The following is a 14,951-nucleotide window of genomic DNA, read 5'->3' as shown; positions in this document are numbered from 1 at the left end:
CCTCTCGAAGAGCTGCGCACCCCGGCGGGGCGCCGCGTCAGATGCTAGGGGGGCGATCATGCCCCACCCTACGTCCGGACGCGAGACTTCCGAGGAACCCTGGAGAGGTGACGGGGGGCGGAAAAACGCACACTGCGTTTGCCATGTCCGTTTTGGTTGTTACGTTGGTTCATCCGCCGCAGAAAACCTGGAAATGTTCACTGGTTGTCGAAGAGAAAAGGCTGAATTTCATGTCCGATGAGAAGAAGAAGGGCTCCGCTGCGAGCGCTATGCCCACCGCGATGGCCCCTCCGGGGCTCATCAACAAGGAAGACATCCCGCAGGTGCTTCCCATCCTCCCCCTGCGCAACAGTGTCTTCTTCCCGGGCGGGGTGCTTCCGCTGGCCGTCGGCCGCCAGAAGACCATCGCCCTGATCAAGGACGCCGTGCGTGACGACCAGGTCATCGGTGTCGTCACCCAGCGCCGCGCCGAAGAAGAAGATCCGGGTGCCGCCGACCTCTACACCATGGGGACGGTCGCCCGCATCGTGAAGCTCCTGAAGATGGGCGAGGACAACTACTCGCTCGTGGTGCAGGGGCTCGCCCGCTTCCGCGTGGTGGAGCTGGTCCAGGAAGCGCCCTACCTCAAGGCCCGCGTGGACGCCGTGGAGGACAAGACCTCTTCGGAGAACGTGGAAGTCGAGGCGCTGGGCATCAACCTCAAGAAGCTGGCGCGCGAGGTCATCGAGCTGATGCCCGAGCTGCCCGCCGCCGCCACCGAGCTGGTGGAGAGCATCACCCACCCCGGCCACCTGGCGGACCTGATCGCCGCCAACGTGGACGTGCCCATCGAGGAGAAGCAGGCCGTCCTGGAGACGGTGGACCTCAAGGCCCGGATGAAGCTCGTGCTGGAGCTGCTCAACCGGAAGCGGGAGATCCTCAAGCTCTCCAACAAGATCGACTCCGCCGTGAAGGGCGAGATGTCGAAGACCCAGCGCGAGTACTACCTGCGCCAGCAGCTCAAGGCCATCAAGGAAGAGCTGGGGGAGATGGGCGAGGAGGAAGAGGAGCTCGACGAGCTGCAGGAGCGCCTGAAGAAGGCCGGCCTGCCGCCCGACGTGGAGAAGGTCGCCAACAAGGAGCTCAACCGCCTGAAGACCATTCCGGCGGCCTCCAGCGAGTACACCGTCGCGCGCACCTACCTGGATTGGATCGCCGACCTGCCGTGGGCGAAGATCTCCGAGGACAACCTCGACATCGAGAACGCGCGCCAGCAGCTGGACAAGGATCACTTCGGCATCAAGAAGGTGAAGAAGCGCATCCTGGAGTACCTGGCCGTCCGCAAGCTGAAGAACGACATGCGTGGCCCCATCCTGTGCCTCGTCGGTCCGCCGGGCGTCGGCAAGACGTCGCTGGGCCAGAGCGTGGCCAAGGCCACGGGCCGCAAGTTCGTGCGCCTGTCGCTGGGCGGCGTGCGTGACGAGGCGGAGATCCGCGGCCACCGCCGGACCTATGTCGGCGCCCTCCCCGGCCGCTTCATCCAGAGCATGAAGAAGGCCGGCACGAAGAACCCGGTCATGATGCTGGACGAAATTGACAAGCTCGGCGCCGACTTCCGTGGCGACCCGAGCGCGGCGCTCCTCGAGGTGCTGGATCCGGAGCAGAACAACACGTTCAGCGACCACTACCTCGACGTGCCCTTCGATTTGTCCAAGGTGATGTTCGTCGCCACGGCGAACCAGCTCGACCCCATCCCCGGTCCGCTGCGTGACCGCATGGAGATCATCGAGCTGACGGGCTACACCTTCGAGGAGAAGCAGAGCATCGCCCGCATCCACCTGGTGCCCAAGCAGCTCAAGGAGCACGGGCTGAGCCCGGACCACATCGACATCACCGACGAGGCGCTGCTCACGCTGACCACCGCGTACACGCGCGAGGCCGGTGTGCGCAACCTGGAGCGCCGCATCGCGGACATCTGCCGCGCGGTGGCGGTGGAGGTGGCCGGCGGGAAGACGGAGAAGCAGACCATCAACGCCGACCGGGTGAAGGAGATCCTCGGGCCCGAGATGTTCTACTCCGAGGTCGCCGAGCGCACCGAGGTTCCGGGTGTGGCCACGGGCCTGGCCTGGACGGCGGCGGGTGGCGACCTGCTCTTCATCGAGGCGACGAAGATGGCGGGCAAGGGCGGCATGACGCTCACCGGCCAGTTGGGCGACGTGATGAAGGAGAGCGCCACGGCGGCGCTGAGCTACCTGCGCAGCAAGGCCGAGCAGCTCGGCATCAGCCCGAACTTCCTGGAGAAGACGGACCTGCACCTGCACTTCCCGGCGGGCTCCATTCCGAAGGACGGGCCTTCCGCGGGCGTCACCATCCTGACGGCGCTCACCAGCCTCCTGACGGGCATCCGCGTGCGTCACGACACGGCGATGACGGGCGAGGCCACGCTGCGTGGCCTGGTGCTGCCGGTGGGTGGCATCAAGGAGAAGGTGCTGGCGGCGCACCGAGCGGGCATCAAGCGGGTCATCCTGCCCGAGCGGTGCCGCAAGGACCTGATCGACGTGCCGGACCAGGCGCGCAACGAGCTGGAGTTCATCTTCGTCACCCACATGGACGACGTCCTGAAGGCGGCGCTGGAGACGCCTCCCGTCGGCGTGGCGGGAACCCCGGGCGGTGAGCCGGGCAAGGAGGCTCCGCTGCCGAAGCCGGCCGAGTCCGCCCCTGAGGTCCGCGCCTAGCGCACGGCCTTCCAGCCAATAGGAAGTGACACGGGCAGGTTCCCTTCTTCCGGGAACCTGCCCGTTGTCTTTGCGGGGCAGGTGGCGCTCAGAGCGAGAACAGGAAGTGTCGCGGCTCCGGGACGCGCTTCACCCGCAGGATGTGACTGTGCTCCACAGGCAGCCGGGGGATGGCCTCTGGACGGGGAACGTAGAGGATGCCGGGGTCATCCTCTCGGGTGAAGACGTACTGCCCGCGCGAGCCCTTACGCGTGCAGCCCACATCGAGGATGAGGTGCCGCTCGATGTCCGCCGCATCCGTGGTGTTCCAGTTGAAGCGGGTGAGCTCCTCCACCGTGAGGCCATACATCTCCGCCACGCTCTCCAGCGTCTCTCCGTCGATGACCCGGTGCTGGGTGACACGTGCGAGGAAACGCGGCCCGCTGGCCCCCCTCGCCCGCTGACCTCTCTTCGCGGGCTTTTGCTGGGACCAGGGGCCTCCCGTCCGCACCAGCGCCAACGTGTTGTCCAGGGTGGCCCCTTCGAGGTCGGACAGGACGTGGGCGCCCCCCTTCGGAACGCCTTTCAGGTCGATGCGGCCCTCTGAATCCGTCCGGGCCTGATGCTCGGACCGGTCGTCGAGTTGGATGCGCAACTGGATGCCGGCAATGGGCACATCGGTGGTGTCGTCCACCACCTGAAGCCGTAGCCAGACCGGCTCCTCCACCGGAACAGGCACACCCCCAGGCTGGGGAACGGAGAATGACGGCGAAACGGCGGCTTCGCGCGGGGGAGCCTGCGCCAGCCGAAGGACACCCGAGTCCAGAAGGAGCGCGGCCTGCCGCACGACTTCGTCCACCGGCAGCGGTGCGCGCATCCCGCTGCGGTGTCCATGGATGTAGACCAGTGATTGGAGCGTCCGCTGGTTGGATGAATCCTGCGCGAACTGGCGCAATCTCCGCTCCAGCGCCCAGCCCCGCGCAGGAGTCACGAGCGTGTACCCGTTGGGCAGCCCCTCATGGAGCGCGAGGACAATGTACTCGCGCAACCCGTCTTTCAGACAAGGATGGAGAAACATGCTGTCACCTGAAGGAGACGTCTCTATTTGCGGAACTTCTGGCCTTCACGAAGGTGCCGCTCCACCGGAACCAAGATGTCTGCCTTGGTGATGAAGCCCTTGCCACCGCGGTCCAACCCCTTGTTGGGTTCGTAGCCCCTCGACCCCTTGGCGTAACAGACGAAGGACGCGTCCTTGCCGAGCGCTTCTGGACAGAGGATGCACGCGTAGACATCACCCAGATTGTCTAGAGGCAGCTTCGACCGCGCCTTCCACATGCGGAAGTACTTGGCGACGTAGTCGAGCTGTTCGACAGCGCTCATCCGCACCAGTGCGGACAGCTTGATGTCGAGCGCATCTTTTCCTTCGTTGATGGCCGTGAACTGAATGAGACCGAAAGCCTGATGCCCAGCCCGGTTCGGTGTATCTGCCCGGAAGGCATTGCCTGTCTCAAAGGCCATGCACGCCATCAAATCATCGGCATTCATCTCCAGTTGCTCGGCGATGATCAGCACCTTCCTCCGGAATGCCTCCGTCACATTCGGGTGGCTGCCGTAGATGAGCGTTCCTTCGATGCGGCGCGGTGTTCCCTCCAGGTCCAGGTGGATGGCAGGAAGCGCGCTCGAGTGGTTGGCATTCGCCCGCTCCACCAGGCGCGCTTCAATCCGAAACTGGCCCTTGCGCCGCATCCGCTCGACGAGCGCCGGCTCCCGGAGACGCGCCACCACCCGTCCACGAGCGTCGCATTGCCCCGCCGCCCCCTTCGCGACCTCATACCGGAAGGGCACGGCACCGAAGACAACGGGCTCCGCGACGTCAGCGAAGAACTCATACAGGCGGAACTCGATGACATCCCCCTCCTTTCCATTGGGAACGTGGAGGGCCTGACAGCGGACTTCCAGGATGGACGTATCATCCGTGAGCTGGACGAACTCGGCGCGAAGTCCCTGGAGTTGGGGAACGCCTGGGTACTCCACGAAGAAGGCCGGTGGCGCTGCCACCAATTCGTCCCAGAGCCGTGCATCCGGTTTTGAGACTCGCCCCTGGATGAAGACCTTCTGGCGGATTCGAGGATCGTCGAATCGAACGAGCGCCTCGTAGTAACGAGGATTCCCATCAAGGGGCCGCGCATCCAACCGAAGCACCTCGGCCTCCCGAGAGACCGTTGGCTCCACGGGACGCTGGTCGTCGCAGAGCGAAAAGACAGGCGAGGCCTCACGCCAGTAGTCGAGATCCCCGATGACCTTCACGGTGATGAGCAGGTGGTTGTCGCGAGCCCCCAGCCAGACGTCCCCGAAGCGAGGCATGCGCGAAGGCCGGACCGCCAATTCCTTGGAGGCCAGTGCCGTCACCAACTCCTGGCGCACCCGGTCCTGCTTCTGTCGCGAGGGAGCCCTGGCCGACGCTGGGGCCTCCAGCCACAGGTCCTCGTCCTCGAACGCGAGGAATTGTGTCTCATCGAAGTCCAGCACCGAGCGGATGGGCACGTATTCATCGGACCCCGTCAACGAGCGCGGAATCCGCAACAAGGCGAAGCTCTTCCGGCGCAGCCAGTCCTCAGCGTCGAGGAATTGCCGTAGGAACAGGCCCCTCTCGTTGGCGTTCACCAACACCGGCCGCGAGACGGGGTCCATCAGGGTGAAGGACAGGGCCTCTCCTCGCGTCTGAGCCTCGTACCGCCAATGGGTCAGCTCCAAGGGGAGCTCGAAATCCGGATCCAGATGCTCCACCGTCGCGGTGACCGCGTGGTGCTTGAATTCGAACCCGGTCAGCTTCGGCTTCGGGCACACGCATGCCCTTGGCTGATCCCACACCACGTAGGGCCGCGTCTCCCCCTCGATGTCTCGGAGCACTTCGAGCCGCAGGTCGAAGGCGTACTCGCCCTGAATGGGCTCACGCCATGGCAGTCGGAGACCGTCCCCACTCCAGGCGCAGCCAACTCTCCAGTCCTTCGCGCCCAAGTCGGAAGCGCCCCATTCCAGCGCGGCATAGCGCTGCGCCTCTGGAGCCATCCTCGGCGCCACGCCACGCTTCGGCTCCACGGAGTGGTAGATGGAGAGCCGAAGCGTCGCGCCGGTGAAACGTGCATCCATGTCCGGCTTCAAGCGGAACCGCCGGCCAAACAGGACAGGGACGCTCAGGTCGAGCCCCCTGAGCCCCAAGGGGATGTCGAACTCAAAGGGCTTTTCGAGGCAGCATTCCTGCGCGAAGGGGAAGTCAGGAATGACGGTCATCTCCGCGTGGCCCCGGCCGAAGAAGCTCGCCTCGTAGATGTCCGCCTCGAACTCCAAGGTGCATGACCTGCCATTGACACGCAGTGGGACGTTGACCAGCGTGTACTCCCGCGCTGGCATCCCACGCGCGTGCGTCTTGATCAGAACGCTGCAGACCGTGTCAGCCGGCAGGTTCTTGTGCGTTCCCTCCAGGATGAAGGCAATCCTGTCCTGAGCGGCCCGGTGGCTCTTCAGGGAGAGCTTGAGCTCCGTGGGGGCCACCGCGACGAGATAGAAGACGCCCTCGGCTCCCGGTTCACGCCGAAGCTCGAAGCGCTCGCCGCCAGCATGTGACTGTGAAGCAACGGCTGTGTCCGCCATCACCCTTCCCCCTTCATGGGCACGGCTCCCAGGTCGTCTGACCACCACCACAGATTGGGGCGAATCCGCACGTCGTCGTGTACTCGGGGCACGATCCGCTCGGGCAACGAGAGCTTCAGCTCCCGAGCAAGGTCCGCGTCGTTCTGATGAATCGGGACGACACGGAGCACGTATTCCCTGGCGCCCTCCAAGGCGGCCTCGACGTCATTGAGATCCACGTCCGCATGGAGCACCCCTTCCACATCCGTCAGACCTTGCCCTTGGCGTTCCGGTTTGTAGACAACGCTGCCCCTCTTGAGCTTCAGCGGAAGCCCGGGCGGGTCGCCTGGCAGCGACGGACTCGCGAGTTCCAGTCGGAAGGGTCTGCTCACCGGGACGGCCTCCGTCGTGACGGCGACCTTCAGGCTGAAGGCATCATGGTAGTGAGACCGAGCTTCGAGCCTCGCGTTGCGCTGCATGGTGCAAGCACGGCCCTTCGCGGGCTGGACGTCGATCCGTTCGTGCCCCAGGAGCACATGCTTGTTCACCACCTCGGCGGTCGGGATGAGAATTCGCCCCTGAACCTGCGCATCCTCGAACCCGAAGGTCCGCACCACGCACCCATTCTGGATGACGGACTGACGTGCGGCGGTTTCATCGAGGGAACTGTGGCCCACCTTGATGATGGGTCGAGCATTCTCCCAGAAGGTCCGATTCCCACCCAGCAACCGCGAGGAAAGCTGAATCCCCCGGGCGGTGACGAAGACCTTGGGCGCTTCGAGCGAAGGGATGTGAAGGACCTCCGACACCTCGGTGGACCACACCTCCAGCGCCCCCGCTTTGGCGCCGCTCCGCAGCGCATCGAGCGTCACAGGTTCACACCGGCTCCCCAGCGTATCCGCCGTCACCAGACGCGAGTCCCGCGCGCTTCCCCCGTTCGGGAAGAACGCGCCGAACTTCACATGGACCTCATGGGTACCTGGCATGCCCTTCCGCAGCTCCGAGAAAGCAGCGCTGGCGTCGAACCGGATGACAAGTTCACCAGGATGACGTCCCTCCGCTGGCGCTGGGACTCGGACGCGAATCGCCCCCTTGGCCGCGTCCTCCAAGGCGGTGAACCAGCCATCCTCTCGAACCTTCTCGGCGGCATCCTTCAATCGCCGGGCATTCGTGGCCGTGAGCACGATGGACAATCCGTCCTCGGCCAGCGCGGACAACGCCAGCAACTGCCTCTCTGAATACGCGCACTGGACACGCTCCACCGCCTCCACGAGCGCCCAGGCCAACGGAGGCTCTGTCTTGGAAGCAGCGGCCTTCAAGAAGGCGCGGTAGGTGAAGTGCCGCGTCACATACGTTTCCAGCTTCTTGAGCGCCCCCCTTTGAATGAAGCCGTCAACGACGCGGAGTCCGGAGGCCTCATTGAACGCGGAGTCCTCCCGCCCCTGTACGGGGATGGCCACACGGGCCAGATCGAACGCAGGTGCCTCCGGGTGCAGCCCTTCCTGTTTCGTGGCCTTCGCCCATGCGCTCAGAAGCACCCAACCCCGAAGAAGCTTTGGGCAGTTCTCCCTGAAGGGAATACGCCAGGAGAACGTTCCATCCTTGTGAGACTCGGGAGCGTAACGAGCCGAGGAAACAACCTGGCTCCCAAGAACCTCCGCCGACTCGCGCCCACCCAGCAACACCGGCGGGAGCACCTCCAATGTCGCGGTTCCCACAAGCCGGGCACCCGGCATGTCGAGCGTGCAGGCCCCCCAACCCGGCAACTCCACCTGCGCGAAGAAAGCACCCTCGGTGCAACTTCCGCTCGCGAGGAAGCAGCGTGTGCCCTCATGCAGCACATGCAGCTCCACCTCGTCGTCTCCGCTCCCGCGCACCACGGCCCCCACGTCCAGGAGTTCCCCCACCCGGTATGCGGGATGATCGCTTCGTGCCGGGAGCCACCCCACCGCGAGCACGTCCTTCGAGTTGCTCGGGCGCCAGGCCGGCAGCTCCGAGAACCGGACGAGGCCATGCCGGACCATGAGCATCAGGAGCCAGGCGAAGGTGACTGGGTGCGGGTTGTCGACCAGCCCCTTCGCGGGCAATTGGTCGACGTCAGGCGCCGCTGCGAAAAGCGCCTTCTTGCCACCGTTGTCCCCCACGGGCCCGAGGAAGGGCACTTCCTCCGGGTGGGCCCAGAATCCGACTGCCTCCGCGTAGCGTCCCAGCAGCCTCTTGGCCTCGTCCGGCTGCTGGATGTCGGCGATCTGGCTCCCCATTCGAAGCTGACCGTGAATCTCCAGATGCTTCATCACCTGAACGACGATGCTCTCCGGCAACCACTCGTTCAGATGCCTGAGCACCACGTTTCGCCAACGGACGGATGCCAGCCTCTTGAAGTGCTGGAGTTCCTGTTCGAGTGCATCCTGAGCACCGCCGCCCACCTGCAGCAGAAAGCCGGGGCCGTCGGCCGGCTCCACGAAGATTCGTCGAGCCCCAGCCGGCAAGCGCACGTTGAGACGGCTCTGTTTTCCGTCATAAGCGACGTACCGTTCGCCCAAGGGAGGCTCGAAGGTCAGCTTGAGCCAGTAGGTCCCTTCAGGGAGCGCGTCCTTGTAGTTGGTGATGACAAGCTCCGCGGGAAACGAAGGCTCGCCGGCATCACCAGGCGCATCATCGGACGAGAACGCGAGCGCGCGAGGTGAGCGAAGAATCTCCTTGAGCGCGCCGTGGTGATACGTCTGCTCGAAGCGATCGAGACACTCCTCTTCGGGGTTCCCCGCAGCGTGAATCGACTTGGGCGCCAGCTTCATCAGCGCGTCGAGTTCTCCCTTCGAAGGGTCGAAGAAATTGTTCTGGTCCGCCTCCTCGAAGACCTTGAAGAAGTCTCCCAGCCCCAGCGTGTCCTTCGCGAAGTCGAGGAAGGCCTTGAGCTGCCCTGGATCGGATGGCGCCAGGATTTCCCAGTGGACGAAGCCATCCCCAATGGCCTTGCTCCTGCTGTCGACGTAGCCAAGCACCGCGCCAGCCTGCAGCTTGAGCAAGGGGTGGCGCAGCGTCACCATCCGCCCCTCGCGCAGTGCTTCATGAATACCCGTCAGGTCCTGGTCCGCCGGCCTCCAGAGCGCCCGGACATCGTCCCCCTGTGCATCCCCCAGGCGCAGTGTCTCGGGCACGCCCAATCCCGTCCCCACGACGGAGTAGCTTCCCCCCTTCTTCTCGACGACGTCCGCTCCCGCCTCCGGCAGGGCTTCCTGCAACCACCGTGTCTGGCGAAACGCCTCATGCGCCGGTTCAACCACCGTCAGCGCGCCGTGGCGCCGCACGAGCAGCTTCAACCAGTCCACGTTCCGGTATGTGTCCGGGTCCTTCCAGTCCGGAGGAACGAGGTGCATGTAGAGGCTGTAGAACGTAAAATGCCGCGACGGCTGGCCCTCCGTCTTCGCTACCTCTTCGACATCGTGCCGGACGAGGACGAAGGAGTTGTGGTTGCCCGTGAATTCCCGAGCCAACTCGTGCGCCTCGGGTCCCTCCTCGACACGCTCCTTTTCTTCGAGGGGAGCAGGCAGGCCATGGGCCAGCCGGACGGCCACCACGTAACCTGGGGCAAAGCAGCGAACCTCTCGCACGCCGGACCCGGCTGCGGAGTTCGCCGTCCCCTCTCGCGCCGAGAAATGCGACGCAGGCAGATGGAGTCCCGAATGAAGATTCCGGCGCATTCCCAATGGGAAGAGTCCACCGGGCGGCATCTCCGTCTCCGTGAGGGCGTAGCAGTTGATGGGCCGGAAACGGGTATCCCCGTGGTCAAACGGATACGCGACCTTGCGCATCACGTTGGTTTCGAGAAAACCAGACGGGACGACGGTGGGACGGAGCGAGTAGAGAAAGGCTCCGCCCTTGTGTTCGTCGTGGCGGTAGTCCATGAACAAGTCGTCAGGCACCGCACTATAGGTGTTCTCCTCGAACAGCTTGCGGGCACGAATCAGGACTACGGACGCCTGCGCATTCTCCCAGTCACCTCTGCGCACCCGAAGAAGATCGTGCTCACCCGTGACCTGCTTCTTTGCAACCGCATTCAGATCCGTTCCATCCCTCGATCCAGATTCAGGAGGGAAGAAAAGACCGCTTCCTTTCTTGTCACCAATCTTTTTGTTCTGTGTCGCCGGATCAGCAACCGCCAGCCAGAGATGACATCCGGAAGCATCCACCAGCCAAGCGAATCCGACAATCAGAACAAGATGAATGGGCTCAGCCTTGTTCGCAGAGAATCCCGAATAAAAGATGACCGGGTTATTGGCAACAAGCGCCTTGAGAATCAGCGACAACTTCCCCTCAATCAAATTCGGATCGTTCGCAATTCTCGCCGCCATCCTGCGCCGTTCCTTGAGCGAGCATGGCAGAACATGGTCGTACGCAAAACCAAGCACCTTGGAGGCACTATAATCACCCGCCTCGAACTCATACTTGTCATCCATTCCAAACTGCGGAGGAGACACACTCAAGACAGGGACAGGAACAGGGCTGCGATTCGAGACCGAATACCCACTCAGATTAACATTGAAGGGTGGGGCTGTGGGCTTCGTATGGAACGCTCGCTGCCCACCAGGATATCGCAGATCCACAAACTGCCCCGGCTTGCCTCCGTCCCAGTGCGTCACGAAGCGAGAAGCAAAATCGCCCCCCTGAACCACTTGGTAATAGTTATAGGCCATTGCACTGGCTGTCCGCCCGCACCAATCTCCCGGCCCTTTCGGGTAATGCTGCCCGAGCAATGGCACCTTCAAGATATGATATTCATCCAGCGCAGACAAAAGCTGCCCAGGGACCTCATAGTCCCACAAGGCCGGATATCGATTTTTCCGAGACACAACGCGCCCCCCATGAGTGCGTTCACTCAATCCATCTCTGTGCACTCCCCCAGTGCACCAGATCAATTCCTTGCTTCAAACATCTCGACGGCAGCTCAAAGTCGTGACCGACTCTGCGTCAGGGACCACCTTCCAGACACTCCCCCCCAGTATCGGGATACTTCGAAAGCGCATATGTGTAGGCGGCCTTTCCCAAGAACGCGATGTCCGCTCCGGGCTCCGGCAGTTTGAAGCGCTCTTGACGCACGTGCCGCCCGTAAAAGTCTTCGAGCGTCAGGTCGAGGCTGTTCTCACTCTTCGATGCAGCCGTCACCCAATACCGCTCCAAGCCGCCACCTGGTCCCTCGATGACGACGAGCACCCGCCCATGAATGTCACGCCTCAACAACAGCTTGTAGGGTCTCTTCAGGCAAGCGTTCCATCGCACCCTGGGAACGCCATCCTCACTCTCCAACGTCAGCAACGCCCATTCAGATGAAATTTCCGCAACGAACTGTGCCGCAGCCTCGCTCAACACGTATCGCCCGAAGGCTGGCCACAACTCGTTCTTCGAAGGCATTGCGGCCTCTGAGAAGAGAGCCCTATCGAGGGAATGGGTGATTGCGGAGGTCATCTCCTCCAGAACCTCACCCTGAACATGAGCCTCCTGAGTCCTCTCGAAGTGCTTGTTGTCGAATCGGAACCGACCCCGGTAGACCGTCAAGGTCTCCGCCGTGCCAAACGCGATGACAAACAGATTCTTCTTCGTCTCGGCCCGAACCTTGACGCCGTCGACGAAGAGCGCGCTCGTACCCCGGAGGCACCGAGCCGGATCATTCACCGTGCAGTCAAACTCGAACGGCCTCCGCAGGCTCGGTTTCTTCAGCCGCGCGACGGCCTCCAGGTTGCGCTCGAAGAACAACGTCGCCAGCTCTCTCTTGAGGCCGGCGTCCTCCGGAGCCAACGTGGCGGCACGCAGAGCGCTCTCCTCTCGCTGCAGCAACGTCCGCTTCGGGTCCTTGGCCTCCGCGGCGAGCTTCTCCGCCGACGGCTTCTCGGGGCCCAGAAACGCCCCCACCACGAAGCCTTCCGCCTCTCCGCAGCGCACCCGGGCCCAGCCCCCCTCAAGGGACTCCAGCGTTCGGCACTCCGTCCCGATGGGCAGCTTCTGGAGGACCTCCGCCGTCTTGCCAGCTTCCTTCCGCAGATTCACCGAGGAACCCAGCACGTATGCCGGCGGCGGCTCTCCCCCAGCGGCGGCCACCAGCAGACCTAGCAGCATCGTCTTCATGCCCTGTACCCTTCCCCCTCGGTTGAAGACACTCGCATGCCAGTCCGACGCAGGTTCATGAGGAGTTGTTCTACTCAGTGAGTCGAATAAGACCGCGACGTGGGCTTCCACACCACCCCATCAACAAGGGAGACTACGCAGCGACGCTCCTTTCTTGGGCATTTCAATCACCATGCCGAAGACCTTTCTGCTGCTGGGACTGGGACTCGCTCTGTGGGCAAGGCCTGCTGCCTCTTCCGAGCCCACCACTGTCGCTCCCGCTCCCACATGGCCCGCTCCGGGTGCGCCCCTCACCGTTTCCGAGGTGCGCTTCCCCAAGGACTTTGGAAAGCGACGCATCTACCTGGACGCGGGGCACGGCGCGGAGGGGAACACCGGCAACAAAGGCGTCACCTGCGAGGACGAGGAGACCTTTACCCTCCGAGTGGCGGAAGACCTGGCGAAGCGACTGGAGGCAACCGGCCACTTCCAGGTGCGCCTGAGTCGCAGGCCGGGGGAGCGCGTCCCCTATCCCACCCGCGTCACAGGCGCCGAGCGGTGGCGCGCCCATGCCATGCTCAGCCTGCACTCCGACTCGCGTGGCACCGCCACGCTATGGTCTCCAAATCCGGACCAGGAGTGCAACCGGCAGGACTCCGCCCCTGGCTTCACCGTGCTCTGGTCCGAGTCCGCGGAAGCCACCGCGCTCCTCCACGCCGGCCGCGCGGGCCTGGCGCGCTCGCTGGCGCACCGGCTGGGCCAGGCGGGTTTCCCGCCCTATGATGGCGTGGACTACGAAGGCCTCTACGCCATCGACTCCGAGCACCCCGGCGTCTTCGTGGCCCGAGAGCCCACGCACAGGCAGATCTTCGTACTTCGAAAGCCGCGAATCCCCTCCGTCATCATCGAGACCCACCATGCGCTCGACTTCGAGGAGGCCGCACGGTGGAGCGAGCAGCGGACGCTGGAAGCCTTCGCCGCCGCCGTGGCCCAGGGACTCGTGGATGCGCTCGCGCCCGAAGCGCCCCCCCAGCCACGCACAACCCGCCCCCGCTGAACCCCAGCCGCACCGTCCCGTGGCATGCCTCAGGCCATCCACCGGACCTCGTGGTGGATGGCTCGCCATTCATGGGTGAGCGGGCATCGTGGCTCCGCCATTCAGGTGGAGTCCTCGATCACCCCTCGCGTTGCTGCCCCGCCGCCTCGTGCCGCCCAGTGGCGGCACCGACGTGTTCGACAAGGCGGCGCGCCAGCGTCTCCACCTGCGGCTCCCTGAGCACACTGTAGTGGTCCCCCGGAACGTCCTCCACGGTGAGACCCGATAGCCCCCAGCGGGCCCACCCGTGGGACGGCTCCACCGCCCGGGAGCGTTGCGCATCCTTCGCACGCAGCAACAGCACGGGGCACCGAACGGGGCCGGGACGGTAGGCCGCCAACGCCCGCAGGTTCGCGCGAGTCACATCACGCCAGGCACGGAGCGTTGACGCCTCGACCTCGGGAGGCAGCCACCCGGCCTGTCGCGCATGCTCGACGAGGGCGGTGAATTGCTCCTCTTCGGTCAGGCCCGAGAGCATCTCCGGACGTAGGGTGGACTCGACACCTGCCGTCCGTGCCAGGTCCATGGCCATTCCCGCGAGCAGCAACGCCGCATCGGGTTCCCGCGTAGGCGCGTTCTCGTCGGGAGCGAAGCTATCCAGCAACACCAGGAGCGCCACGGACTGCCCCAGACGCTCCAGCTCGCGCGCCATCTCGAAAGCCACCACGCCCCCCAGGGACCAGCCGCCCAACACATAGGGGCCCTCGGGCTGACGCTCGCGCATTGCTTCAACGTAGCGGCGGGCGAGCGCCTCCACCTGCTCCAGAGGAGGCTCGCGTCCATCGAGCCCCGCGGCCTGAAAGCCGTAGAGAGGCCGCTCGCGTCCCATGCGCCGAGCCAGCGCACGATACGGCCCCACCGCGCCTCCGACGGCGTGCACGAAGAACACAGGCGTGCCGGTACCTTCGGGCTGCAATGCCACACAGTCACGCGCGGCCCCCGTCGTGTCCGAGCCTTGCAACCAGACCGCGAGCCGCAACACCGTGGGCGCCTCGAAGAGCGCGCGCAGCGGCATGTCCACGCCCAGTTCCGTACGGACACGCGCCACGACCTGCGTTGCCAACAACGAGTGGCCTCCCAGTTCGAAGAAGTCGTCATGAAGACCGACACGGGGCACACCCAGCACTTCCGAGAAGATGCCCGCCAGCGCGTGCTCGGCCTCCGTGCGCGGCGCGACGAAGGACTCGATGGCAACGCGCGACTGCAGGTCGGTAGCAGCCAATGCCTTGCGGTCGACCTTGCCATTGGGCGTCAGCGGCAGTGCCTCCAGTACCACCACCACCGACGGCACCATGTACTCCGGCAGCTTCTGCCTCACGTACTCCTTCAGCGCCCCTCCCTCTCCTCCCGGCGCCACCACGTACGCCTCCACCCGCTTCTCCTGCCCCTCTCCCCTCACCACCGCTGCCGCTTCCTTCACCTGCGCGTGCTGC

At 64.5% G+C, this 14,951-nt stretch carries 7 protein-coding genes; 2 read left to right on the top strand and 5 right to left on the bottom strand.

Annotated features, from left to right (window positions below; genetic code table 11):
* Window positions 1-230 precede the first annotated feature (230 nt).
* Window positions 231-2,714, top strand: a complete 2,484-nt coding sequence (gene lon, locus FMQ63_RS29980) for an endopeptidase La (protein WP_011554003.1) — start codon at window positions 231-233, stop codon at window positions 2,712-2,714.
* 88 nt (window positions 2,715-2,802) lie between these two features.
* Here lon and FMQ63_RS29975 read toward each other — a convergent pair whose 3' ends face one another.
* From FMQ63_RS29975 to FMQ63_RS29960, 4 genes are all read right to left on the bottom strand, one after another.
* A complete protein-coding gene (locus FMQ63_RS29975; protein ID WP_011554004.1) occupies window positions 2,803-3,771 on the bottom strand; it encodes a LysM domain-containing protein in 969 nt (322 codons plus the stop codon).
* A gap of 23 nt (window positions 3,772-3,794) precedes the next feature.
* Window positions 3,795-6,344 carry a hypothetical protein gene (locus tag FMQ63_RS29970; protein ID WP_020478118.1) on the bottom strand — a complete coding sequence of 850 codons (2,550 nt, stop codon included), beginning with the start codon at window positions 6,342-6,344 and terminating at the stop codon, window positions 3,795-3,797.
* On the bottom strand, window positions 6,344-11,146 hold the full coding sequence (locus tag FMQ63_RS29965; RefSeq protein ID WP_228556519.1) for a hypothetical protein: 4,803 nt from the start codon (window positions 11,144-11,146) through the stop codon (window positions 6,344-6,346). The genes FMQ63_RS29970 and FMQ63_RS29965 overlap by 1 nt, the downstream gene beginning before the upstream one ends.
* A 145-nt stretch (window positions 11,147-11,291) precedes the next feature.
* Window positions 11,292-12,443 (bottom strand): SH3 domain-containing protein, encoded by a 1,152-nt coding sequence (locus FMQ63_RS29960; protein ID WP_225909296.1) that lies wholly within the window; start codon window positions 12,441-12,443, stop codon window positions 11,292-11,294.
* Between the two features lie 172 nt (window positions 12,444-12,615).
* On the opposite strand from FMQ63_RS29960, the gene FMQ63_RS29955 reads away from it, so the two are divergent.
* Window positions 12,616-13,479 (top strand): N-acetylmuramoyl-L-alanine amidase, encoded by an 864-nt coding sequence (locus tag FMQ63_RS29955; protein WP_011554009.1) that lies wholly within the window; start codon window positions 12,616-12,618, stop codon window positions 13,477-13,479.
* Between the two features lie 118 nt (window positions 13,480-13,597).
* On the opposite strand, the gene FMQ63_RS29950 is transcribed toward FMQ63_RS29955, so the two are convergent.
* Window positions 13,598-14,951: alpha/beta fold hydrolase (locus tag FMQ63_RS29950; protein WP_141276815.1), on the bottom strand; the 1,354-nt coding region annotated here is incomplete at its 5' end.

Origin of the sequence: Myxococcus sp. CA005, assembly GCF_006518205.1 — a bacterium.
GTDB classification, from domain to species: domain Bacteria; phylum Myxococcota; class Myxococcia; order Myxococcales; family Myxococcaceae; genus Myxococcus; species Myxococcus xanthus.
Note: the sequence above shows the minus strand (reverse complement) of the source record. Positions and strands in the feature narration are given on the sequence as shown.